Genomic DNA, 22,163 nt, shown 5'->3' on the forward strand with positions numbered 1-22,163 from the left:
GCAAGCTTTCCGCTCGCGCGCCCGTCGCCCTGGTCGTTACGACCCTTGTGGCCGACGAAATCGGCTTCGTCCATGCCCTGGAGCCCACCGACCAGCCCTGGCCTGGAAAAGCCGCCGGAACGCTGATATAGGGCGCCATGTCAAACCAAGAAAAAGCAATCGCCGTCGTTGAGCAGCTCAACGAAGAATACGAACGCGCCGTCGACGCCCTGCGGACCGCGCTTCGCGCCTATCTCGAACATGGAACCCGGCCCGATCCGCAAGCGCGGTTCGACGGCACGTTCGCCTATCCCCAGCTGCGGCTGATCTACGATCCCGAGGCCCTGCCGCCCAAGCTGGCGCGCTCCTACGCCCGGGTCAGCCGGCCCGGCGTCTACGCCACGACGATCACCAAGCCCAACCAGTTCAAGGACTACCTGGTCGAGCAGCTGACCCTGCTGCTCAACGACTTCGAGGTCGAGATCGAGATCGACCGCTCCAACCAGGAGATCCCCTATCCCTACGTGCTGGACGCCACGATCGACCTGAACCAGGCCGACGTCCGCTCCGAGGACATTGCCCGCTTCTTTCCGACCACGGACCTGGCCTTCATCGGCGACGAAATCGCCGACGGGGTGTGGAGCCCGGCGATGGAGGAGCACCGGCCGCTGGCCCTGTTCGACGGCCTGCGCACCGACTTCTCCCTGGCCCGCCTGCGCCACTACACCGGCGCCCCGGCCGAGCACGTCCAGCAATTCATCCTGTTCACCAACTACCATCGCTATGTCGACGAGTTCGTGCGCTGGGGCATTGAGCAGCTGGCCCTGCCGGACAGTCCCTACGAGGGCCTGTCCTGCTCGGGCGGGCTGATGATCACCGCCAACACCGCCAATCCCGAACTGGCGGTGGCGGAGTCGACCTGGCGCAAGCACCAGATGCCGGCCTACCACCTGATGGGCAAGGACGGCACGGGGATCACCCTGGTCAACATCGGCGTGGGCCCATCCAACGCCAAGACCATCTGCGACCACCTGGCGGTGCTGCGCCCGCAGGCCTGGCTGATGATCGGCCACTGCGGGGGGCTGCGCGACACCCAGACCATCGGCGACTACGTGCTGGCCCACGCCTATCTGCGCGACGACCACGTGCTGGACGCCGTCCTGCCGCCCGAGATCCCGGTGCCGTCGATCGCCGAGGTCCAGCGCGCCCTCTACGACGCCTCCAAGGCGATCAGCGGCGACTCGGGTGATCAGCTCAAGAAGCGCTTGCGGACGGGCACGGTGGTCACCACCGACGACCGCAACTGGGAACTGCGCCACAGCCTCTCGGCCCTGCGCTTCAACCAGAGCCGGGCCGTGGCCATCGACATGGAAAGCGCCACCATCGCCGCCCAGGGCTACCGCTTCCGGGTGCCGTACGGGACCCTGCTGTGCGTGTCGGACAAGCCGCTGCACGGCGAGATCAAGCTGCCCGGCCAGGCCAACGCCTTCTACGAGCGGGCCATCAGCCAGCACCTGCAGATCGGCATCCTGACCTGCAAGCTGCTGCTGGAGGAAGGCCCGAACCTGCACTCGCGCAAACTGCGGGCGTTCGACGAGCCGCCGTTCCGGTGATGTCGCCGATCTAGGTCCTCCCCCCGTGGGGGAGGTGTCGGCGAAGCCGACGGAGGGGGGAGTGATCGGAAGACGGCCGAGTGCCTGGATCGGCGATCCTAAAACTCCCCCCACCGATCGCTTCGCGATCGCCTCCCCCACGGGGGGAGGGCCTACGCTTCCAAAAACCCCGTAATCACCTCGGCCAGCGCCGGCTCCATCACCGCGCTCAGGTGATCCCCCGGAACCCTCACGCCGCGCGCGTCAGGCATCATCCCCGCCAGCCCCTCGACCGAACCGTTGTCGTCGTCGCGCTGTCCGGCCACCACCAGGGCCGGCACGTTGATCGCCGCGATCTCCTCGGCGCTGGTCGCCGCGAACGAGGCCAGCACGCCCAGCATCGCCTCCGGCTTGAGGCCGCCCGCCGCCATCATCGCGTGGACCCGCCGGCCGGCCCTCGGATCCTGGGCCGCGTCGCCGTGGCGGATGCTGTCCTCGAACATCGCCGCCCGGGCGCCCGCCTCCATCAGGCCGCGATCGCCCATGCCGCCCAGAACCAGCTTGCGGGGCCGCGCCCCGCGCACCAGCATTCGCACGGCCGTGCGCGCGCCCAGCGAATAGCCGACCAGGTCGTAGTCCTTCAGATTCAGGTGGGCGATCAGCGCCTCCTGGTCCATGGCCAGCACGTCGCGCGGCCAGGCGGCCGGATCGGTCGGGGCGTCCGAACGGCCGTGGCCGCGCAGGTCCGGGGCGATCACCCGGCGGCCGGTCGCGGCCACGGCCGCGGCGATCCCCGGCAGGAACCAGTTGGTCTCGGCGCTGGCCAGGAACCCGTGCAGCATCAGGGTCGGCCAGCCCGCCCCCCCGGAACCGCACAGGGTGCGGTACCCCAGGGAGACGCCGTCGAAGCTCTGGAAGCGGTGCAGTTCGGTCATGAGGGCAGAGTGGCGCCGTGGGGATTGTGCGGCCAGCCCCTTAGATCCGCTCATCCCGGCGAATGCCGGGACCCAGATCCCTTAGCGGGGTGGATGATTGGATAGGCTCTGAGCTCATGGCGTCAGCCCCAGCGCCATTCCATCTGGGTCCCGGCATTCGCCGGGATGAGCGGTGTTTAGGATGTCTCGCTTTCGTCACCCCGTGGCGCTAACAAGCCCGCCATGACTCGTCACATCGTTCTGCAAGGCGTCGAGAACTTCCGCGATTTCGGCGACTACGCCGCCGGCGAGGGCCGGCTGAAGAAGGGCGTGCTGTTCCGCGCCGCCCACCAGGCCGAGGCCACCGACGACGATCTGGTCGCCATGGCCGGGCTGGGCATCGTCACCCTCGTCGACCTGCGCCGTCCCAACGAGCGCCAGCGCGATCCGTCGCGGCGCTGGGCGGGCTTCGCCGCCGAGGTGATCGACAACGACCTGGGCGTGACCGGCGAGGATCCCTGGCACGCCTTCCTGCGTGGTTCGGACCTGTCGGTGGAGTCGATCCGCGGCTACCTGGTCGAATATTACGGCCGGGCGCCGTTCGCGGAACGCCACCTGGACCTGTTCCGCCGCTACTTCCAGGCCCTGGCCGCCGCGCGCGGCCCCGTGCTGATCCACTGCGCGGCGGGCAAGGACCGCACCGGCCTGCTGGCCGCCCTGACCCACCACGTGGCCGGGGTGGGCGACGACGACATCGTCGACGACTACCTGCTGACCAACGACGAGGAGCGCTTCGCCCGCCGCGGGCCGAAGGTGGCCGACCGTCTCGAGGCCGAGCTCGGCCGCCGGCCGTCCGACGCGGCGATGCGCGCGGCCCTGGGCGTCGAGGCCGACTACCTGGCCACGGCGTTGGCGGCGATGAAGGCGCGCTACGGCTCGATCGACGGCTATCTGGATCAGGCGATCGGACTGGACGCGGCGGGCCGCGAGGCCGTGCGGGCGCATATCCTGCTGTAAAAGCTACAGCTTCCCCTTTCCAAATTCAGTCCGTCATCCCGGGCCTCGTGCCCGGGACCCCCGGTTCAGCTGACGGTGAAGCCAAATGGCGCGCCGGCGCGCCACACCTCCGCACCCGCGGCGGATAGAGGGGGCCCGGGCACAAGGCCCGGGATGACGGTGAAAAGGGGGCGGCGAACAGGGCGTGACAAACGCTCGTTTCAAAGCCACGCTCCGCCCAAGCCGCCGCGCCAGACGACGGCCAGTGACGAGGGTGGAACGGCATGAGTGAGTTTTCGGCCGCCGCGGCGGCTCCGGCCAGCGGCGAACCGGTCGCCCCGCTGAAGTCGGGCCTGCCGGGCGGCGCCCTTGCCTGGATCCTGCAGCAGGGCGCGCGCGACCCCTATGTGATCCTGATCACCATCTACATCTTCTCGCCCTACTTCTCGCGGGTGCTGGTCGGCGATCCGGTCGCGGGCCAGGCCCTGGTGGCCAACATCTCCACGACCTACGGCCTGCTGACCGCCCTGACCGCGCCGTTCCTGGGGGCGATGATCGAGCAGTACGGCCCTCGCAAGCCGATGCTGGGGATCGTGCTGGGGATCATGGTCCCGGCCCTGGTCGCCCTGTGGTGGGCGATGCCCGCCGGCGGCCTGCCGCTGATGGCGACCAGCGCCCTGCTGATCGTGCTGGGCCTGGTCTATAACTGGGGCGACGTGCTGAGCAATTCGCTGCTGGGCCGCGCCGCCGGCGCCGTCCCGGGCCGCGCCGCCCTGATCTCCGGCCTCGGCTACGCCCTGGCCAACGGCCTGTCGGTGGCCCTGCTGATCTTCATGCTCTGGGGCATGGTGCTGCCCGGCCAGGTCGACTGGCCCGGCGTGCCGCACGCCCCGCTGTTCGGCCTGGACCCGGCCAAGAACGAGCCCAGCCGGATCTCCGGCCCGATGGCGGCGGCGGTGATGCTGCTGGGCGCGATCCCGTTCTTCCTGTGGACCCCCGACGCCGTCCGCACCGGCCGCAGCTGGATGGACAGCCTGCGGGCGGGGATCGCCATGCTGCGCGACATCTTCGGCAACCTGCGCGGCCATCGCGACGTCGCCGTCTTCCTGGGCGCGCGCATGCTCTACAACGACGGCATGACGGCGCTGCTGGTGTTCGGCGGGCTGCTGGCCGCCGGCCTGATGCGGTGGGGCGCGCTGGAGATGCTGGCCTACGGCATCTCGCTGAGCATCTTCGGGGTGATCGGCGGCCTGGCCGCCCCGTGGTTCGACCGCGTGCTGGGGCCGCGCAAGGCCGTCCAGCTCGAGATCGCCGGCTGCCTGGCGGTGCTGGTCGCCACCCTGGGCATGAGCCGCGAGAAGATCCTGTACTTCTGGTCCTACGACCCGGCGGCCCACGCGCCGATCTGGGGCGGACCGCTGTTCCGCACCGCGCCGGAGCTGATCTATCTGGGCCTGGGCCTGCTGATCGCGGTGTTCGTCACCGCCCAGTACGCGTCCAGCCGCACCCTGCTGATCCGTCTGTGTCCGCCCGACAAGACCGCCGCCTTCTTCGGGCTGTACGCCCTGTCGGGCACGGCCACGGTGTGGCTGGGCTCGCTGCTGGTGGCCCTGGCCACGGCGATCTTCAAGAGCCAGGTCGGCGGCTTCCTGCCGATCGCCGTCCTGCTGGGGCTGGGATTCTGCGGCCTGTTCCTGGTGCGGGGCGGCGACCCGGAGACCTGATCCGGCGGCCCCTAAGTCGTAGCGTCCGAGGGCCAGCGGCGGTATCACCCGCCGATGCGTCATGTCGTCCTCATCAGCGCCCCCTGGCGCGACCCGGTCTGGGCCGCGGCCCCGTGGCGGGACGAGCCGTTCGCCTGCGCGATGATCTCCGGCGGCCAGGCGGGACGGTGGTCCTACCTGCTGCGCGACCCGGACGCGACCCTGACGGTGACCGCCGACGACCCTCGCGATCCCTTCGAGGCCCTGGCCCAACTGGTCGGCCCGCCCCAGGCCATGGACCCCGACGGCCCGCCGTTCCAGGGCGGGGTGGCGGGCCTGGCCGCCTACGAGCTGGGCGACCGGGTCGAGCATCTGGATCTGCCGCGCACCGGCTGGCCCGACCTGGCCTGCGCCCGCTATCCGGCCCTGCTGGCCTTCGACCACCTGCAGCGCCGGGTGCTGGCGATCGGCCGGGGCGGATCGCAGAGCTTCGCGCGGGTCCGCGCCGAGGCGGCCCTGGGCTGGCTGAACGCCGCCTCGCCGGACCTGCACGAAGGAACACTGTGCGAGGCGCTGAGCGTCAGCGCCGGCGAAGCCTACGAGGCGGCGGTGGCCGACGTGGTCGAGCGCATCGTCGGCGGCGAGATCTTCCAGGCCAACATCGCCCGCGCCTGGACCGGCCGCCTGGCGGCCGGCGCCCATCCGTTCGACCTGTTCGCCCGCCTGCGCGCCGACAGCCCCGCGCCCTTCTCGGCCTATCTGCGCCTGCCGGGCCGGGCCCTGGTGTCCAATTCGCCCGAGCGGTTCCTGAAGGTCGCGGGGGACGATCTGACGATCGAGACCCGGCCGATCAAGGGCACCCGCCCGCGCGGAGCCGACCAGGCCGAGGACGCCCGGCTGATGGCCGAGCTGTCGGCCAGCGCCAAGGACCGGGCCGAGAACCTGATGATCGTCGACCTGATGCGCAACGACCTGGCCCGGGTCAGCCCGCCGGGCAGCGTCGCGGTCCCCGAGCTGTTCCGGGTCGAGACCTTCGCCAACGTCCATCACCTGGTCTCGACGGTGACCGGCCGGCTGGCCCCCGGCCTGGCGGCGGCCGACCTGCTGCGCGCGGCCTTTCCGCCCGGCTCGATCACCGGCGCGCCCAAGGTCCAGGCCATGAAGGTCATCGCCCAGCTGGAGACGGCGCGCGGACCCTATTGCGGCTCGCTGTTCTGGGCCGGGGTCGACGGGGCGCTGGAGTCCAGCGTGCTGATCCGCACCGTCGGCCTTGAACAGGACCCGCTCGAACAAAAGGATGGCGGATGGCGTTTGGAGGCGAGGGCCGGAGCGGGCATCGTGGCCGACAGCGATCCCCATGCCGAGCGCCTGGAGACCGAAGCCAAGTTCGCCGCCCTGCGCCGGGCCCTGATGGAGCCGCCCCGCGGATGACAGCCTTTCCTCTAGACGCCGCCTTTCCCCTGGACGACCGGGGCCTGCTGCTGGGCGACGGCCTGTTCGAGACGATGCTGTGGACCGGCGAGGACCTGCCGCATCTCGACGCCCACCTGGCGCGCATGGCCGCCGGCTGCGAGACCCTGGGCCTGCCGGCCTTCGACCTGGTCCAGGCCCGCGCGCTCTGCCTGGCCGCGCCCGGCGAGGCCGGGCTGGCCGAGATCCGCGCCGCCGTGCGCCTGACCCTGACGGCCGGCTCCGGCGGCCGGGGCCTGGATCGACCCGCCGCCCCCGTGCTTCGCCTGGCGGCCAGGGCCGCCGCCGCGCCGCCGGCGACGACGCCGGTCGACCTGGTCCTGGCCAAGACCCGCCGCAACGAGGGCTCGCCCGCCGCCCGGCTCAAGACCCTGTCCTATCTCGACAACGTCCTGGCCCGGGCCGAGGCCAGGGCGGCCGGCGCCGACGAGGCGGTGATGCGCAACAACCACGGCGACCTGACCTGCGCGGCGGCCGCCAACCTGTTCTGGATCATCGAAGGGCGGCTGTTCACCCCCGCCCTGCATTGCGGCGTGCTGAACGGCATCGCCCGGGGGCGGGTGCTGGAGGCGGCGCGGACCCTGGACGTCGAGGTCCACGAGGTGGCGACCGGCGCCGAGGCCCTGGACGAGGCCGAGGCGGTGTTCCTGACCAACAGCCTTATCGGCGTGCGCCCGGCCCGGCGGTTCGAGGGCGAGACCTTCGGTCCGCACGCCCTGATCGAACGCCTGGGCCAGGCCCTCACTGCTTGACGCGCGTCACCTGGTCGGAGAGCCGCGGCCGCAGATAGAAGGTGCGGCGGAAGGTCATGGTCTGGGGGATGATCAGCTTGAACACCGAGTCGTAATCGTAGCTGGCCTTGCTCATGATCACGCTCTGGCCGGCCGGCAGCACGCTGGGCGGGATGTCGACGATGGCGTTGGCCGCGGGGCAGTTGGCCGGGGCGTTCGACTTTTCCGACCAGACCACCACGTCCTTGCCGGCGGCGTCGGAGGCGATGCTGACGATGCACATCCGCAGGGTGGCGGTGGGGAAGGGCGCCATCAGCACATTGCCGACGCTGAAGACGTCGTCGCGACGGGCGTCGGTGAACTTCTGGTCGCGGGCCACCACGTCGCCGATCGAGGCGGTCAGGTGGCTCAGGCGCCGTTGGGCCATCATCGCCTCGGTCAGCTCGGCCATGCCGAAATAGAAGATCATCAGCACGGGGAGGATCAGGGCGAATTCGACGGCCGAGACCCCTCGGCGGTCGCGCCAGAAGCTGGAGAGACGACGGGTCATGGGGGATAGGGCTCGTTGGTGAACACCGCCGCGAACGTGACCTCGCGATCGCCGGACGAACCGGCGACGGCGTCCTCCAGCAGCGGGGTGATCAGGGGCCACTTGTAGTAGCCGCGCACCAGGACGATCGCGTTGGGGCCGCCGGGATCGAAGCTGGTGGCGCCGGGCAGGGGCTTGGGCAGGTCCTTGGTCTGGGCGAACGAGGGCAGGACGCGGACGTCCAGGGTCAGGGCCGACGCGCAGGACGCGCCCAGCCAGGACATCTCGTTGCAGACGTCCTGGTGGAAGGAGGCGGCGTTGCCGCCGCTGGTCTGCAGGGTTCCGGTGCGGATCGTGCGGTCGACGTTGCTCAGCGCGTTTTCCAGGCTCATCGACACCAGGAAGGTGAGGCCCAGCTCGATGATCGCGAACACCAGGATCAGGAAGGGGATGGCGACGAAGGCGAACTCGATCGCCGCCGCGCCGTCGTCGGCGCGGGCGAAGCGGCGCAGCAGACCCAGGCGGGCCAGAAGCTGGCGATGGTGTCGGGCTCGATCGGCCATGGCGGCGTCCGCGTCAGCGCCTTCTGGGAACGTCAGGCCGGACAATCTAGGCCGGGCGTCCCTAATCGTTGGTTTAGGTCGGGGACTTTACGGGACGGCGGCGGCCGGGGCGGGCGCGGCCGGGGCGTTCGTGGCGCCCAGCAGCGAGCAGCGATCGCCGCAGGCGTAGGTCGCGGCGCTGAGGCCGCGCTGGACGACGACCGCCTGGGTCGGAACGTCGGAGACCACCACGTCGCGGTCGGCCAGGGCGCGTCCGCGCGCGTCGAAGGCCAGGATGGTGGTCGCGCCGGCCTTCTTGCCCAGCACCACCAGGGTCCGCTCGTTGACCAGGCTGACGTCGGCCACCGACGGGTCGCCCACCACGATGTCGCGCACCGGCCCGCTCAACACGATGCGCGCGGCGGCGCCGGCGCTGACCGACAACGGCGCGGCCGGACTGTCGGCGAGCGCGACCGTGGCGATCGAGAGGCTCAGACCGGCGCAGAGGGCGAGAGTCAGGGGGCGCATGAAGATGTCTTCCCAGCTTTGTGCACGACGAAAATGCCTTGGAATGGTCAATAAAGAACTAAGCGCGCCGCCCGTGTATTCTTTCCGACATTTGAGAAAACGTTGTCGCACAAGGGGTTTTCATGTTCCGACTATCGGCATAGTTAAGAGAAGATAATGGTAAATCAAAATAAACCATCGAAAAAAAATGCGAAACCATCCGCGTTTACTGGCCATTAAGCGAACTGGGTGAAGTTGATCGTGTTTTCGGGGGTGAGCAAGTCGACACGGCTTGAAAGCCCAGATCCACTTACTGACCAGGAGATCCAACATGTCGAAGTTCGTCACCCGCTTCCTGAACGATGAATCCGGCGCGACCGCCATCGAGTATGGCCTGATCGTCGCCCTGATCGCCGTCGTGATCGCCACGATCGTCACCACGCTCGGCACCAACCTGAAGACCACCTTCACGAACGCCAACGCCAAGGTTGAAGCCGCCAACAGCGCCGCCAACTAAGGCCAAGCCGTCCCGAAAAGAGGGCCCCGGTGGAAACGCCGGGGCCTTTTTTTGCGTCTGGAGCCCCGCATCGGGGCGGGCGGCCTCCGGCGGCGCGACCGCTTCAACGTCCGCTTCGACGCCCTTTTCAACGCCCCCTTCAACGATTGCTTCACGCGATTGGCCCAGGGTGGGGCCGATCCCATCAGGCTAGGCCGCCATGCAGACCTTTCAGTTCGCCCTGCTGCTCATCTTCCCCGCGCTGGTCGTCGTGGCCGCGCTGAAGGACGTCACCAGCTACACGATCCCCAACTGGATCTCCCTGGCCCTGATCGCCGCCTTCGCGCCGGTCGCCCTGGTCAGCGGCGCCTCCCTGGCGACCCTGGGCCTGTGCCTGGCCGCCGGCCTGATCGCCCTGCTGGCCGGCATGGGGATGTTCGCGGCCGGCTGGGTCGGCGGCGGCGACGCCAAGCTGTTCGCGGCGTCCGTCCTGTGGCTGGGCTGGCCCGCGGCCCTGCCGTTCATGCTGATCACCGGCATGGCCGGCGGCGCCCTGACCCTGGGCATTCTCAGCCTGCGGTCGGGCTGGTTCGAGCCGGTCCTGGCCGGCAGCCCCGCCTGGATCCGCAAGCTGGGCGCCAAGGACGGCGACATCCCTTACGGCGTGGCCATCGCGGTCGGCGCCCTGGCGGCCTTTCCGCAAGGCGCCCTGACCCTGGCCGTCGGCGTCTAGCGACGCCCCTGGGCGCCCCGCGTCAGCCTGTCGCGCCCCGGCCCCCGCCTTTGGAGCGCTGCCTTTAGCCGCTGTTAACCATGGCCGCGCGAGTGTGCGACGCGGCCAGAAGGGCCGTTCGACGAATCGTGCGTGATCGCCTGAAGGCGGCTCGCCCCGACCTGTATTTCCGTCGTTAGAGCCCGACCGCATGAACCCTCTTCGCGTCATGATCGTTTTGGTCGCCGCCGTCGCGGCCATCGGCCTGGCCGTGGTCATGCAGAAGGCGATGGGCGGCAAGCCCGCGCCGGCTCCGGTCGCGGAAGCCGCGCCCTCCAACAAGCCCATGACCCAGGTCCTGGTCGCCAAGCGCGACCTGGCGATCGGTGATCGCCTGGCCGCCGGCGACGTCGCCTGGCAGCCCTGGCCGTCCGACGCGGTCAACGCCGCCTTCATCACCAACGGCGCGGCCGAGCCCGTTCCGACCAAGGCCACGGCCAAGGCCGCCAAGGCGGTCGGCGAGGCGGCCGGGACCATGATCGGCGGCGTCACCCCCGAAAAGGCCGTCGAGGGCGCGATCGTGCGCGACCCGATCCTGTCCGGAGAACCCATCACCGCCCGCAAGATCGTCCGCGGCGGCGAGGGCGGCTACCTGTCGGTGGTCCTGGGCCCCGGCAAGCGCGCCATGGCCGTGCCGGTCACCTCCGAGACCGCGGTCGGCGGCTTCATCCTGCCCGGCGACCGTGTCGACGTCATCCAGACCCGCGAGGCGCAGAGCGTCGGCGAGGGCGACGGCGCCTCGGTCAAGCAGACCATCGCCGAGACCATCGTGCAGAATGTCCGCGTGCTGGCCCTCGACCAGACCACGGCGGCCGAGAAGGACGCCAAGACCATCGTCGCCTCCACCGCCACCCTCGAGGTCGGCCCGATCGAGGCCGAAGCCCTGACCCGCGCAAAGGCCGGCGGCCCGGTGACCCTGACCCTGCGGGCCTACACCGACCTGGGCGGTCCCTCCGGTCTGGCCGCCCCGTCGCAAGATTCCGCCGTCGTCCGCATCAACCGCGGCGGCCAGACCTCCAGCATCTCGGTCCGCCCATGATCCGCCGGCTCCTTTCCGCCTCGCTCGCGGCCGTCCTGGTCCTGGCGCCCTCGACCGTCCTGGCCGACGGCCCGGCGGCCGGCACCCATCTGTACGGGGCGCCCGCCCGCGTCGCGCCCCGCCCCGCCCCGACGTCGGTCATGGCGCCGCCGGCCGAACAGGTGCTGCGCATCGATCTCACCGCCTCGGGCGCCCAGAGCCTGAACCTGTCGCGCGGCAAGTCGGCGATCATCGAGCTGCCGGTCGACGTGCGCGACATGCTGGTGACCAATCCGGCCGTGGCCGACGCGGTGCTGCGCGGACCGCGCCGCGTCTACGTGCTGGGCATGGCCCTGGGCGCGACCGACGCGGTGTTCTTCGACGCTTCGGGTCGGAAGATCCTCAGCCTGGCCATTCGGGTCGAGCAGGACTCCACCGCCCTGGAGGAAACCCTGCGCCGCGTGCTGCCCAACGCCCACATCCAGGTGCAGTCGATCCGCGACAGCGTGATCCTGACCGGAGCCGTGGCCAACACCGGCGAGGCGGGCATGGCCTCGCAGATCGCCAGCCGCTTCGTCGACAAGCCCGACAACGTGCTGAACATGCTGACCATCGCCGGCAAGGACCAGGTGATGCTCAAGGTCCGCATCGTCGAGGTCCAGCGCAACATCATCAAGCAGCTGGGCTTCAACACCGGCGCGGTTCTCGGCCAGCTGGGCGGGGCCCAGTACGCCTTCGGCATGAGCCCGACCTTCGGCGTCAACGGCGCCCTCGTCGGCGGCGCGATCGGCGGCTACAAGCTGGACACCACCAAGCAGCCGATCGCCTCGCCGCCCGCCGGCTGCGCGGTCAGCACCGTGATCAGCGGCGGCAACATGGCCAACTGCGTGGGCACGGACCGCGTCGGCAGCGACGGCGTCAACTCCGCGAACGCCATGATCCAGGCCTTCGAGCGGGTGGGCCTGCTGCGCACCCTGGCCGAGCCCAACCTGACCGTGGTGTCGGGCGAGGCCGGCAAGTTCCTGGTCGGCGGCGAGTTCCCGATCCCGGTCGCCCAGGACGCGCTGGGCCGCATCTCGCTGGAGTTCAAGCCGTACGGCGTGGGCCTGGGCTATACGCCGGTCGTGATGTCGGGCGGCCGCATCTCGCTGAAGCTGTCGACCGAAGTCTCGGAACTGACCAGCCTGGGCGCCTTCACCCTGGCCAGCTCCGACGGCGGCACCAATCTCAGCGTGCCGGGCCTGACCGTGCGGCGGGCCGAGACCACGGTCGAACTGCCGTCCGGCGGCTCGCTGATGATCGCCGGCCTGCTGCAACAGACCTCCAAGCAGAACATCGACTCCCTGCCGGGCATGACCAACCTGCCGATCCTGGGCTCGCTGTTCCGCTCGCGCGACTATCTCAGCGGCGAGACCGAGCTGGTGATCATCATCACCCCCTACATCGTCGACCCGACCAAGCCGCAGGAACTGCAAACTCCGGCCGACGGCCTGCAGACGGCGAGCGACATGAGCACGGTCCTGCTGGGCCGGCTGAACAAGGTGGTCAAGGCGCCGGTCGGCGCGAACAACGGGCGCGCCTATCAGGGCCCCGTCGGCTATGTGATCGAGTGAGAACGCGGACATGACGCGCCCCCATCCTTCTTCGCCCCGAACGGCCGCTCCGCTGGTCTCGAAACTGGCCGCCGCCGGTCTGGTCCTGACGCTGCTGGCCGCCTGCGCCGCGCCGGCCGCGGGGCCCGAGACGGCCGTCGCGCCGCGCACCCCTTCCGAGCAGTGGAACGACCGCGTCTATGTCGACTCCCACCCCGACGAGGTCCTGCTGGCCCTCCACGCCGAGGGGCTGTCGGTTGCTCAGAGCCAGGCCCTGGACGGTCTGCTGGACCGCTGGATGGCGGCAGAGGCGCGCGAGATCGTGGTCAGCGCCCCGACCGGCGGAGCCAGCGGCGAGGTCGCCGGCCGCATGGCCGTGGCCGCCCGCCAGCGCCTGATCGCCATGGGCGCTCCGGCCGCCAAGGTCCGGGTGATGGGCTATGACGCCGCCGGCGCGCCGGCCGCGCCGCTGAAGGTCGGCTTCCTGCGCTACACCGCCCAGGTCCCGCGATGCGGCGGCTGGGAGAACATCACCGGCACGCGCAACAACACCGCCTATGAGAACTTCGGCTGCGCGGTGACCGCCAATATCGCCGCCCAGGTGGCCAATCCCGAGGACCTGCTGAGCCCGCGTCCCGAGGGTCCGATCGACTCTGGGCGGCGCGCCACCGTGCTCGACAAGTACCGCAAGGGCGAGACCACCTCCTCGGCCAAGGACGAGCAGTCCAACGGCGTCGTTTCGAAGGCGGTCCACTGATGGCCCCGCGCGACGATCACGATCCTTTCGACCTGGGCTTCGAGGCCGACGACGATTTCGCGGCGCCCGGCGCGGAGTCCTGGCGAGCCGCGCCGACGGCGCGCTTGAACGACGACCCGTTCGCCGATTTTCCGCCCGTGCGTCCCCGCGAAACCGTCTCCGCGTCGTTCGCGGACCCGCCGCCGCCGGCCGCGCCCCCCACGCCCAGGCCGACGGCCCCGCCCGCCCCGGCGGCCGCGCCGGTCGCGCCGGTCGCGGCCCAGCCCGTGCCCGTCGAAGCCGCCGCGCCCGTCGCGCCGGCCGCCCATCCGGTCGGCACCACCCAGGCGCTGGTGCAGGAAGTCATCGCCGCCGCCGACGCCGACATGGGCGAGGCGGCCGTGCCGCGCATCACCATCCACGCCTTCTGCTCGCGGCCCGAGACCGTCGCCCTGGTCGAGGCCGCCGCGGCCGACCGCCGCATGCTCCGCGCCTCGACCTCGGCCCGCCCCGGCGGGCTGGAAGCCGCGGTCGACTACTACCAGAACCAGTCGACCCCCTCGCTGGTGCTGGTCGAGAGCCTGGACGCCGCGCCGCGCATGCTGGCCCTGCTGGACGGCCTGGCCCAGGTCTGCGACCCGGGCACCAAGGTCGTGGTCATCGGCCAGACCAACGACATCGCCCTCTATCGCGAACTGATGCGGCGGGGGGTCAGCGAGTACATCACCCAGCCCCAGGGCCCGCTGCAGATCATCCGCGCGGTCTCGGGCCTCTATGCCGACCCGTCCGCGCCGTTCGTCGGCCGGCAGATCGCCTTCGTCGGCGCCAAGGGCGGCGTCGGATCCTCGACCCTGGCCCACAACTTCGCCTGGTCGATGGCCGAGCGCGTCCAGGCCGCCACGGTGATGGTCGACCTGGACCTGCCGTTCGGCACCGCCGGCCTCGACTTCAACCAGGACCCGCTGCAGGGCGTGCTCGACGCGCTGAGCCAGCCCGACCGCCTGGACCCGGTGCTGATGGACCGCATGATGGTCCGCTGCGGCGACCGTCTGTCGCTGTTCGCCGCGCCCGGCACCCTGGACCAGGACTACGAGATCCCGGCCGACGCCTTCGAGGAAGTCACCCAGAAGATCCGCGGCGCCGCGCCCTTCGTGGTGCTGGACCTGCCGCACAGCTGGAGCGCCTGGACCCGACAGGTGCTGATCGCCAGCGACGACCTGGTCGTGGTGGCCACTCCGGACCTGGCGTCCCTGCGCAACGCCAAGAACATCGTCGACCTGGTCCGCCAGGCCCGGCCCAACGACGCCCCGCCGCGCCTGGTGCTCAACCAGGTGGGCGTGCCCGGCCGCCCCGAGATCCCGGTCAAGGACTTCGGCGAGGCCCTGGGCCTGACGCCGTCCCTGGTGCTGCCCTTCGATCCCAAGCCCTTCGGCCAGGCCGCCAACAACGGCCAGATGGTCGCCGAGGTGGCGCCCAAGTCGAAGGCGGCCGAGGGCATCGACCATCTGGCGCGGCTGATCAGCCGCCGCGAACCGCCGACGCCGCAGAAGACGTCGGTCCTCTCCAGCCTGTTCAAGAAGAAGTAGGGCATGTTCGGCAAGCGCGATCAGGCCGCCGCCGTCCGCACGGAGCAGGCGCCCCCGCCCGTCTCGACGGGCGCGCCGGCCATCGCCACGCGTCCGCAGCGCGTCGACCCCGCCAATGAATCGGGCGCCCCCGCCGCCTCGGCGGCGGCCCCGGGCGCCGTTCCGACCAAGGCCGTCGGTCCCAAGGCCACCAACGGCCTGGAGCAGCTGCGCGCCGCCCAAGGCGCGCCGCCGACCGCCAACGTGGTCCGCGAGCAGAGCGACTACTACCACGCCACCAAGACCACGATCTTCAACGCCCTGCTCAACACCATCGACCTTTCCCAGCTGGCCCAGCTGGACCTGAAGGCGGCGGCCGAGGAGATCCGCGACATCGTCGCCGAGCTGGTGGCGATCAAGAACGTCTCGATGTCGGTGTCCGAGCAGGAGCACCTGGTCCAGGACATCATCAACGACGTCCTCGGCTACGGCCCGCTGGAGCCCCTGCTGGCCCGCGACGACATCGCCGACATCATGGTCAACGGCGCCCACCGGGTGTTCATCGAGGTCGGCGGCAAGGTCCAGCTGACCAACGTGCGCTTCCGCGACAATCTGCAGCTGATGAACATCTGCCAGCGGATCGTCAGCCAGGTCGGCCGGCGGGTCGACGAGAGCAGCCCGATCTGCGACGCCCGCCTGCCCGACGGCAGCCGCGTCAACGTCATCGCCCCGCCCTTGGCGCTGGATGGTCCCACCCTGACCATCCGGAAGTTCAAGAAGGACAAGCTGACGATGAAGAACCTGGTCGACTACGCGTCGATCAGCCCCGAGGGGGCGCGGGTTCTGGGCGTGATCGGCGCCTGCCGCTGCAACATCGTCATCTCCGGCGGCACCGGCTCGGGCAAGACCACCCTGCTCAACACCATGACCGCCTTCATCGACCCGACCGAGCGGGTGGTGACCTGCGAGGACGCGGCCGAACTGCAGCTGCAGCAGCCGCACGTGGTGCGCCTGGAAACCCGGCCGCCCAACCTGGAAGGCCAGGGCGCGGTGACCATGCGCGACCTGGTCAAGAACTGCCTGCGCATGCGTCCCGAGCGGATCATCGTCGGCGAAGTCCGCGGCCCGGAGGCCTTCGACCTGCTGCAGGCCATGAACACCGGCCACGACGGCTCGATGGGCACGCTGCACGCCAACAGCCCGCGCGAGGCGATCAGCCGGATCGAGAGCATGATCACCATGGGCGGCTACGGCCTGCCCTCCAAGACCATCAAGGAGATGATCGTCGGTTCGGTCGACGTCATCGTCCAGGCCGCCCGCCTGCGCGACGGCTCGCGCCGGATCACCCACATCACCGAGGTGGTGGGGCTGGAAGGCGACGTGATCGTCACCCAGGACCTGTTCGTCTACGAGATCAGCGGCGAGGACGCCGACGGCAAGGTGGTGGGCAAGCACCGCTCGACCGGCATCGGCCGCCCGCGCTTCTGGGACCGCGCCCGCTATTACGGCCTCGAGCGCGAGCTGGCCGAAGCCCTCGACGCGGCGGAATAGGCGATGCTGTTCATCCTCGCCGGCGTCCTTGGCTTCATCACCATCGCGGGGCTCGGCTTCGTGCTGGCCGGCGGCGGCGACGGCGGCTCGGCCAAGACCGTCAAGCGCGCCCAGCTGATCACCGGCGGCGACCGCACCAGCGTGGCCGCCCGGGCCAAGGCGGCCGCCAACACTCCCGACGCCCGCCGAAAGCAGATCCTCAAGACGCTCAAGGAACAGGATCAGGAGAAGAAGAAGGCCTCGCTGAGCATCGCCGCGCGCCTGCGCGCCGCCGGCCTGGGCGACAACGTCCAGATGTTCTGGATCATCAGCGGGGTCGTCGGCCTGCTGGTCGGCGTGGTGCTGCTGGTGCTGCGCCAGATGCCGCTGATCGCGCTGGGCGCGGCCTTCGCCGCGGGCCTGGGCCTGCCGCGCTGGGTGGTCGGCATGCTGGCCAAGGCCCGCACCAAGAAGTTCACCGAGGCCTTTTCCGACGCCATCGACATCATCGTGCGCGGCATCAAGTCGGGCCTGCCCGTCCATGACTGCCTGAAGATCATCGGCAAGGAATGCCCCGAGCCCCTGGCCGGCGAGTTCCGCATCCTGACCGAGAACACCGGCATGGGCATGTCGATGGAGCAGGCGCTGGAGCGCATGTACGAGCGCATGCCGACCAACGAGCTGCGCTTCTTCACCATCGTCCTGACCATCCAGGCCAAGACCGGCGGCAACCTGGCCGAGGCGCTGGGCAACCTGTCGACCGTGCTGCGGGCCCGCAAGCTGATGGCCGAGAAGATCAAGGCCCTGTCGGCCGAAGCCGTGGCCTCGGCCTTCATCATCGGCAGCCTGCCGCCCGGCGTCGTCGTGATGATCTCGGTCACCGCGCCCACCTACATGGCGCCGATGTTCAGCGACCAGCGCGGCCACTTCATGCTGATGATCGCCGGCTTCTGGATGAGCGTGGGCATCTTCGTGATGCGCAAGATGATCAACTTCAAGTTCTAGGGGAGGCGACCATGATCGAGATGCTCACCAATCCCCAGAATCTGTTCAGCGCCTTCATCGCGATCGTGGTGTTCGCCACCATCGTCACCCTGGCCTCGCCGATGCTCAGCAGCAACGGCCTGGAGGGCCGGCTGAAGTCGGTGGCCAACCGCCGCGAGGAGCTGCGCCGCCGCTCGCGCGAGGCCATGTCCCAGAAGAGCGGCGGCGGCACCCTGCGCCACGCCGACGAGGGGATGTACAAGAACGTCGTCGACCGCTTGCAGCTGTCCAAGCTGCTGGAGGATCCCAAGGTCGTCGACAAGCTGGCCCAGGCCGGCTTCCGCGGCCCCAAGCCGGTCTCGACCTTCTACTTCTTCCGCTTCGTGATGCCGTTCGTGTTCGCGGTGGTGGCGGCGTTCTACCTCTATGTGATCAACGACTTCGGCCTGCTGCCGATGCAGAAGATCGCCGCCTGCGTCTTCGCCCTGGGGGCGGGCTACTACGCGCCCAACCTCTACATCTCCAACATCGCCCAGAAGCGCCGCGAGTCGATCGTCGGGGCCTTTCCCGACGCCCTGGACCTGATGCTGATCTGCGTCGAAAGCGGCATGTCGATCGAGGCGGCGATCGCCAAGGTCGGCGCCGAGGTCGGCGGCGCCTCGATCGAGCTGGCCGAGGAGCTGGGCCTGCTGACCGCCGAGCTCAGCTACCTGCCCGAACGCCGCCTGGCCTATGAGGGCCTGGCCCGGCGGACCAACCATCCCGGCATTCGCTCGGTGGTCACCGCCATGATCCAGGCCGAACGCTACGGCACCCCGCTGGGCACGGCCCTGCGGGTGATGGCCAAGGAAAACCGCGACCTGCGGCTGTCGGCCGCCGAGAAGAAGGCCGCCGCCCTGCCGGCCAAGCTGACCGTGCCGATGATCCTGTTCTTCCTGCCCGTGCTGTTCATCGTGATCATGGGTCCGGCGATCATCAAGATCCAGGACGTGATGAAGCACCGCTAGGGAGCGGACGCGGCCTGCGCCGCGCCACGCGCGCCTTGCGCTTGCGCAGCCAGATGACCACGCCGGTCACGCTGAGCGCCGCCACGACCAAGCCGGTCAGCGAGATCAGGATCCGGCCCGGCAGGCCCAGGATCCGGCCCGAATGCAGCGGAAACTGCGCCTGGACGAAGATGTCGGCCGCCGTGCCTTTCCAGGGTTGGGAAGCGCCCAGCAGGGCCCCGGTCTTGCCGTCATAATAGAGATAGGGCGGACCCACGCCGGCGGCGCCGTGGTCGCCGCCCGGCGCGTGGAAGGCCACGCCGTAAATGCCGTATTCGGGCGAGTAGAACGCCCCGCCCGCCGGCGCCCGCCAGCCGCGCTTCGCCGCCTCGATCCGGGCCGAGGCCAGCACCTGGTCGTAGGTGCGCGCGGCGATGATCGGCGAATGGATGTCGGCCGGCTTGCGCAGGTCGAACGGGCTGGGCGTCACCTTCGAGACCTTCGACATCAGCGGATAGAACACCTCGCCGTAGAGGTTCAGCGAGAAGGCGGTGAACGCGACGGTGAACAGCACGCCCCACAACCACAGGCCGAAGGCCCGGTGGATGTCGAAATTGATCCGGTAGGCGCTGGCCGAGGTCTTGATCATCCAGGCCGGCTTCCAGCGGGCCCAGAAACCGCGTCCCCCCTTTTGGCGCGCGGCTTTCGGGGCGCTCTTCTGGCGCGGGGGCAGGGTCAGGTAGAAGCCCACGAAGCAGTCCAGCGTCCACAGGATCGCGACCCCGCCCAGCAGCCAGATCCCCCAGCGGTCGGTCCCCCACATCTCCGGAATGTGCAGGCTGTAGTGCAGCACGTAGAGGAACGAGACGAAGGTCTCGCCGGTGATCGGCCACACCGCGCCCCATTCGCGCCGGCCCTGCTCGGCGCCGGTCGCCGGGTCGATGAAGACCTGGTTGTAGTGGGGATCGAACAGCTTGCCGGTGGCGGGGTCGCGCCTGGGCCCGACCCCGAAGGCCAGGGTTCCGCCCGGCTCCGGGGCCAGGGGCAGATAGGTGACCTGCACGCGCGGATCGCGCGCCTCGATCTGCCGCGCCAGGTCCAGGGCCGGCAGGGCAGGGCCGTCCTTGGCCCCCGCCTGGCTGGATCGGGCGAACATCAGGTGCGGATTGAGCACGTCGTCCAGCTCGTGATCCCACGAGATCACGGCGCCGGTGACGCCCGAGACGAACAGGAACCCGGCGATGAACAACCCGACCCACCGGTGAAGGAAGGTCAGGATCGGCCGCAGCGCCGGCGGCGCGAAACGGGCCGCGCCCGAGGGTTCGGGCGCCTGGGAGGGGTTCGCGGCGAGATCGAGATCCGGGGTCTGGGCGTCCATGACCGGCCTCAGAACGCGAAGTCGAGCCGCAGCGAAGCGCTGCGCGGCGCGGCGTGGTAGGACTGGTTCCACATCAGGCTGGTCAGGTATTTCTTGTCGGCGGCGTTATCGACGTTGAGCGTGGCGCGCACCTTTTCGGTCAGGTCGATCCCGGCCATCAGGTCGACGACGGCGTAGGCGTCCTGCTCGACCGGCGCGATGTCGACCATCGAGACCTCGCTCTGCCAGCGCACCGCCGCTCCGACCTTCAGGTTGCGCGCCGAGGGGAAGGTGTAGGTCGTGGCGGCCTTGAAGGTCTTGCGCGGCAGGTAGGCGCGCGTCGGCTGCCCGTTCTCGCCCTCGACCTTCAGCCGGGTCCAGCCCGCGCTGAGCGTCCACCGGTCGGTGAGCGCGCCGCTGGCTTCCAGCTCGTAGCCGGTCACCTCGGTGTCGACGCCGGCGTAGTAGCTCTGGCCGTTCGGAAAGTCGCCGGCGTATTCGGCCAGGCCGCCCTGCTCGGACTTGAACACCGCGCCCGTCACGTAGAGACGGTGGTCGAACCACTCGCTCTTGACCCCGGCCTCGTAGGCCTTGCCGTGCGCGGCGGACAGGGTCTGGTGGTCGATGTCGACCTCGGACTGCGGATTGAAGATGTCGGTGTAGCTGGCGTAGAGCGAAACGTTCTGGTTCAGGTCGTAGACGCCGCCGACATAGGGGCTGACCTTCTCCTCGTCGCGCGGGGTGTCCGTGCCGTAGGAATAGCCCTTCGACTTCAGCTTCAGGGCGTTGAAGCCGGCCACGATCTTGAACGGGTCGGTGACGCTGAAGTGGGCGGCGGCGTAGAAGCGCGACAGGCGGTCGGTCTGGTCGGAAGCCAGATACTCGCCCGGATAGGTCGGTTCGGCGACCTGTCGCGAGCCCCACAGGCGCACGTCGGGATAGACGATCGCATCGCCGGAGAAGTTCTCCCACTCCAGGCCGGTCGATTTGGAGGTCTGGCCGCCGACCACCAGCTGGTGGGTGCGGCCGAACAGCTGGAACGGCCCCGAGGCGTAGGCGTCCAGGATGTAGTTCCTGTACTTGGACGGGTAGATCCCGCTCATGCCCTTCACGCCCAGGCCGGTGACCGGATCGGGACTGTCGTAGGCGTAGAGCAGCTTGGCCTTCTCGTCGAAGCGCTTGTAGGTGGCCGTGGCCTTGATCTTCCAGCCGTTGTCGAACTTGTAATCCAGCTCCGTGAAGGCCGTCTGGTCCTTGACGTTCCAGTAGGTCCAGTCGGCCGAGGTCGAGGCCGAGGACGGGTAGTCCACCGGCGTTCCGTCCGAATAGTTCAGCGGCAGGGCGCCCCACAGCACGCCGCGCGAGCGGTTGTCCTGCAGCGAATAGCCGGCGGTGGCGGTCAGCCTGGGCGTGACGTCCCAGGCCAGCAGGGCCGAATAGACGTTCCGATTGACGTGGTGGTGGTCGAGGTACGAGCCCTTGTCCTCGTTGGCGTAGATCAGCCGGCCGCGCACCGTGCCCGCGGCGTTCAGCGGACCCGCGACGTCGGCCTCCAGGCGATAGTCCTCCCACGAGCCGTATTGCAGGGCCCCGGCGGCCTGGAAGCCGTCGGTCGGGCGCTTGCGCACGTAGTTGACCGTGGCCGAGGGATTGCCGGCGCCGGTCATCATGCTGTTGGCCCCGCGCACCACCTCGACGCGGTCGAACAGCACGGTGTCCAGGTCGCCGAACTGGATGCCCCAGATCAGCGGCAGGCCGATCCCGTCGACCTGGAAGTTGGTGATGTCGAAGCCGCGCGAGTTGTAATAGGTGCGGTCGGTCTCGACCTTCTCGACATTGACGCCGGTCACCTGGGCCAGCAGGTCGTGGACGCTGGTCAGGCCGAAGTCGCGGATGCGCGCCTGGTCGAGGATCGTCACCGATTGCGGCGTCTCGCGCAGGCTCATGTCCAGGCCGGTCACGGCCGAGGTGCGGGTGCGCGCGCCCGTGACGACCAAGCCGTCCACCTGGTTTTCCAAGATGTCGGCGTCGGCGGAGGCGGTGTCGTCGGCCAGGGCGGAGCCGCCCCATGACACGGCCGCGACGGAAGCGCCGGCCAGAAGCAGGGCGCGCAGGATCGTGGTCATGAAGTCCCCTCTTACAATCGATAATGATTCGCAAGAGC

The 22,163-nt window shown here is 69.8% G+C and carries 20 protein-coding genes; 14 read left to right on the forward strand and 6 right to left on the reverse strand.

What is annotated here, in order from left to right; all coding sequences use genetic code 11:
• The first annotated feature begins 137 nt into the window (after window positions 1–137).
• Window positions 138–1,592, forward strand: coding sequence for an AMP nucleosidase (locus ASD38_RS03080; RefSeq protein WP_056436029.1), 1,455 nt, complete (start codon window positions 138–140; stop codon window positions 1,590–1,592).
• Window positions 1,593–1,744: 152 nt separating this feature from the next.
• Here the strand turns inward: ASD38_RS03080 and ASD38_RS03085 are convergent, their stop codons facing one another.
• Entirely contained in the window at window positions 1,745–2,506 is a 762-nt protein-coding gene (locus ASD38_RS03085; RefSeq protein WP_056457480.1) for an alpha/beta fold hydrolase, read from the reverse strand.
• 222 nt (window positions 2,507–2,728) lie between these two features.
• Between ASD38_RS03085 and ASD38_RS03090 the strand changes: the two genes are divergently transcribed.
• From ASD38_RS03090 to ASD38_RS03105, 4 genes are all read left to right on the forward strand, one after another.
• Complete coding sequence (locus tag ASD38_RS03090; RefSeq protein WP_056457483.1) at window positions 2,729–3,502, forward strand: tyrosine-protein phosphatase; 774 nt, start codon at window positions 2,729–2,731, stop codon at window positions 3,500–3,502.
• A 263-nt stretch (window positions 3,503–3,765) separates the two neighbouring features.
• The gene (locus ASD38_RS03095; protein WP_056457486.1) at window positions 3,766–5,205 is read left to right on the forward strand and encodes an MFS transporter; all 1,440 of its coding nucleotides are present in this window, start codon (window positions 3,766–3,768) and stop codon (window positions 5,203–5,205) included.
• Between the two features lie 54 nt (window positions 5,206–5,259).
• The gene (pabB, locus tag ASD38_RS03100) at window positions 5,260–6,615 is read left to right on the forward strand and encodes an aminodeoxychorismate synthase, component I (protein WP_056457489.1); all 1,356 of its coding nucleotides are present in this window, start codon (window positions 5,260–5,262) and stop codon (window positions 6,613–6,615) included.
• Window positions 6,612–7,406: an aminotransferase class IV gene (locus ASD38_RS03105; protein WP_056457492.1), complete on the forward strand. Its 795-nt coding sequence runs from the start codon at window positions 6,612–6,614 to the stop codon at window positions 7,404–7,406. The genes pabB and ASD38_RS03105 overlap by 4 nt, the downstream gene beginning before the upstream one ends.
• On the opposite strand, the gene ASD38_RS03110 is transcribed toward ASD38_RS03105, so the two are convergent.
• The 3 genes from ASD38_RS03110 to ASD38_RS03120 all read right to left on the reverse strand — a co-directional run bounded on the left by ASD38_RS03110 (window position 7,396) and on the right by ASD38_RS03120 (window position 8,984).
• Window positions 7,396–7,935 (reverse strand): TadE/TadG family type IV pilus assembly protein, encoded by a 540-nt coding sequence (locus tag ASD38_RS03110; protein ID WP_056457495.1) that lies wholly within the window; start codon window positions 7,933–7,935, stop codon window positions 7,396–7,398. The genes ASD38_RS03105 and ASD38_RS03110 overlap by 11 nt on opposite strands.
• Window positions 7,932–8,477: a TadE/TadG family type IV pilus assembly protein gene (locus tag ASD38_RS03115; RefSeq protein ID WP_056436011.1), complete on the reverse strand. Its 546-nt coding sequence runs from the start codon at window positions 8,475–8,477 to the stop codon at window positions 7,932–7,934. Before ASD38_RS03115 ends, ASD38_RS03110 begins: the two co-directional genes overlap by 4 nt.
• Before the next feature lie 87 nt (window positions 8,478–8,564).
• On the reverse strand, window positions 8,565–8,984 hold the full coding sequence (locus ASD38_RS03120) for a pilus assembly protein N-terminal domain-containing protein (protein WP_056457498.1): 420 nt from the start codon (window positions 8,982–8,984) through the stop codon (window positions 8,565–8,567).
• A 310-nt stretch (window positions 8,985–9,294) separates the two neighbouring features.
• On the opposite strand from ASD38_RS03120, the gene ASD38_RS03125 reads away from it, so the two are divergent.
• From ASD38_RS03125 to ASD38_RS03165, 9 genes are all read left to right on the forward strand, one after another.
• Entirely contained in the window at window positions 9,295–9,480 is a 186-nt protein-coding gene (locus tag ASD38_RS03125) for a Flp family type IVb pilin (protein WP_056436007.1), read from the forward strand.
• 199 nt (window positions 9,481–9,679) lie between these two features.
• Window positions 9,680–10,192 (forward strand): A24 family peptidase, encoded by a 513-nt coding sequence (locus ASD38_RS03130; protein WP_056457500.1) that lies wholly within the window; start codon window positions 9,680–9,682, stop codon window positions 10,190–10,192.
• Window positions 10,193–10,382: 190 nt separating this feature from the next.
• The gene (gene cpaB, locus ASD38_RS03135) at window positions 10,383–11,270 is read left to right on the forward strand and encodes a Flp pilus assembly protein CpaB (RefSeq protein ID WP_056436003.1); all 888 of its coding nucleotides are present in this window, start codon (window positions 10,383–10,385) and stop codon (window positions 11,268–11,270) included.
• Entirely contained in the window at window positions 11,267–12,862 is a 1,596-nt protein-coding gene (locus ASD38_RS03140; protein WP_056457505.1) for a type II and III secretion system protein family protein, read from the forward strand. The genes cpaB and ASD38_RS03140 overlap by 4 nt, the downstream gene beginning before the upstream one ends.
• A 10-nt stretch (window positions 12,863–12,872) precedes the next feature.
• Window positions 12,873–13,598: a CpaD family pilus assembly protein gene (locus ASD38_RS03145; protein WP_056457507.1), complete on the forward strand. Its 726-nt coding sequence runs from the start codon at window positions 12,873–12,875 to the stop codon at window positions 13,596–13,598.
• On the forward strand, window positions 13,598–15,163 hold the full coding sequence (locus ASD38_RS03150; protein ID WP_056435997.1) for an AAA family ATPase: 1,566 nt from the start codon (window positions 13,598–13,600) through the stop codon (window positions 15,161–15,163). The genes ASD38_RS03145 and ASD38_RS03150 overlap by 1 nt, the downstream gene beginning before the upstream one ends.
• A gap of 3 nt (window positions 15,164–15,166) precedes the next feature.
• Window positions 15,167–16,693 carry a CpaF family protein gene (locus ASD38_RS03155; protein WP_056457510.1) on the forward strand — a complete coding sequence of 509 codons (1,527 nt, stop codon included), beginning with the start codon at window positions 15,167–15,169 and terminating at the stop codon, window positions 16,691–16,693.
• A gap of 3 nt (window positions 16,694–16,696) precedes the next feature.
• Entirely contained in the window at window positions 16,697–17,677 is a 981-nt protein-coding gene (locus tag ASD38_RS03160; RefSeq protein WP_056435991.1) for a type II secretion system F family protein, read from the forward strand.
• Between the two features lie 11 nt (window positions 17,678–17,688).
• Window positions 17,689–18,663 carry a type II secretion system F family protein gene (locus ASD38_RS03165; protein ID WP_056435989.1) on the forward strand — a complete coding sequence of 325 codons (975 nt, stop codon included), beginning with the start codon at window positions 17,689–17,691 and terminating at the stop codon, window positions 18,661–18,663.
• Here the strand turns inward: ASD38_RS03165 and ASD38_RS03170 are convergent.
• A complete protein-coding gene (locus ASD38_RS03170) occupies window positions 18,632–20,020 on the reverse strand; it encodes a PepSY-associated TM helix domain-containing protein (protein ID WP_156390540.1) in 1,389 nt (462 codons plus the stop codon). The genes ASD38_RS03165 and ASD38_RS03170 overlap by 32 nt on opposite strands.
• 8 nt (window positions 20,021–20,028) lie before the next feature.
• Window positions 20,029–22,125 carry a TonB-dependent siderophore receptor gene (locus ASD38_RS03175; protein WP_056457513.1) on the reverse strand — a complete coding sequence of 699 codons (2,097 nt, stop codon included), beginning with the start codon at window positions 22,123–22,125 and terminating at the stop codon, window positions 20,029–20,031.
• Between the last annotated feature and the right edge of the window lie 38 nt (window positions 22,126–22,163).

This window comes from Caulobacter sp. Root487D2Y (assembly GCF_001427165.1).
GTDB lineage: Bacteria > Pseudomonadota > Alphaproteobacteria > Caulobacterales > Caulobacteraceae > Caulobacter.

Coding starts and splice junctions, on each gene's coding strand:
- pabB (WP_056457489.1), top strand. CDS start 5,260: ATGCGTCATGTCGTCCTCATCAGCGCCCCCTGGCGCGACCCGGTCTGG.
- ASD38_RS03125 (WP_056436007.1), top strand. CDS start 9,295: ATGTCGAAGTTCGTCACCCGCTTCCTGAACGATGAATCCGGCGCGACC.
- ASD38_RS03150 (WP_056435997.1), top strand. CDS start 13,598: ATGGCCCCGCGCGACGATCACGATCCTTTCGACCTGGGCTTCGAGGCC.
- cpaB (WP_056436003.1), top strand. CDS start 10,383: ATGAACCCTCTTCGCGTCATGATCGTTTTGGTCGCCGCCGTCGCGGCC.
- ASD38_RS03155 (WP_056457510.1), top strand. CDS start 15,167: ATGTTCGGCAAGCGCGATCAGGCCGCCGCCGTCCGCACGGAGCAGGCG.
- ASD38_RS03090 (WP_056457483.1), top strand. CDS start 2,729: ATGACTCGTCACATCGTTCTGCAAGGCGTCGAGAACTTCCGCGATTTC.
- ASD38_RS03110 (WP_056457495.1), bottom strand. CDS start 7,935: ATGACCCGTCGTCTCTCCAGCTTCTGGCGCGACCGCCGAGGGGTCTCG.
- ASD38_RS03170 (WP_156390540.1), bottom strand. CDS start 20,020: ATGGACGCCCAGACCCCGGATCTCGATCTCGCCGCGAACCCCTCCCAG.
- ASD38_RS03175 (WP_056457513.1), bottom strand. CDS start 22,125: ATGACCACGATCCTGCGCGCCCTGCTTCTGGCCGGCGCTTCCGTCGCG.
- ASD38_RS03160 (WP_056435991.1), top strand. CDS start 16,697: ATGCTGTTCATCCTCGCCGGCGTCCTTGGCTTCATCACCATCGCGGGG.
- ASD38_RS03080 (WP_056436029.1), top strand. CDS start 138: ATGTCAAACCAAGAAAAAGCAATCGCCGTCGTTGAGCAGCTCAACGAA.
- ASD38_RS03140 (WP_056457505.1), top strand. CDS start 11,267: ATGATCCGCCGGCTCCTTTCCGCCTCGCTCGCGGCCGTCCTGGTCCTG.
- ASD38_RS03095 (WP_056457486.1), top strand. CDS start 3,766: ATGAGTGAGTTTTCGGCCGCCGCGGCGGCTCCGGCCAGCGGCGAACCG.
- ASD38_RS03120 (WP_056457498.1), bottom strand. CDS start 8,984: ATGCGCCCCCTGACTCTCGCCCTCTGCGCCGGTCTGAGCCTCTCGATC.
- ASD38_RS03130 (WP_056457500.1), top strand. CDS start 9,680: ATGCAGACCTTTCAGTTCGCCCTGCTGCTCATCTTCCCCGCGCTGGTC.
- ASD38_RS03115 (WP_056436011.1), bottom strand. CDS start 8,477: ATGGCCGATCGAGCCCGACACCATCGCCAGCTTCTGGCCCGCCTGGGT.
- ASD38_RS03145 (WP_056457507.1), top strand. CDS start 12,873: ATGACGCGCCCCCATCCTTCTTCGCCCCGAACGGCCGCTCCGCTGGTC.
- ASD38_RS03165 (WP_056435989.1), top strand. CDS start 17,689: ATGATCGAGATGCTCACCAATCCCCAGAATCTGTTCAGCGCCTTCATC.
- ASD38_RS03085 (WP_056457480.1), bottom strand. CDS start 2,506: ATGACCGAACTGCACCGCTTCCAGAGCTTCGACGGCGTCTCCCTGGGG.
- ASD38_RS03105 (WP_056457492.1), top strand. CDS start 6,612: ATGACAGCCTTTCCTCTAGACGCCGCCTTTCCCCTGGACGACCGGGGC.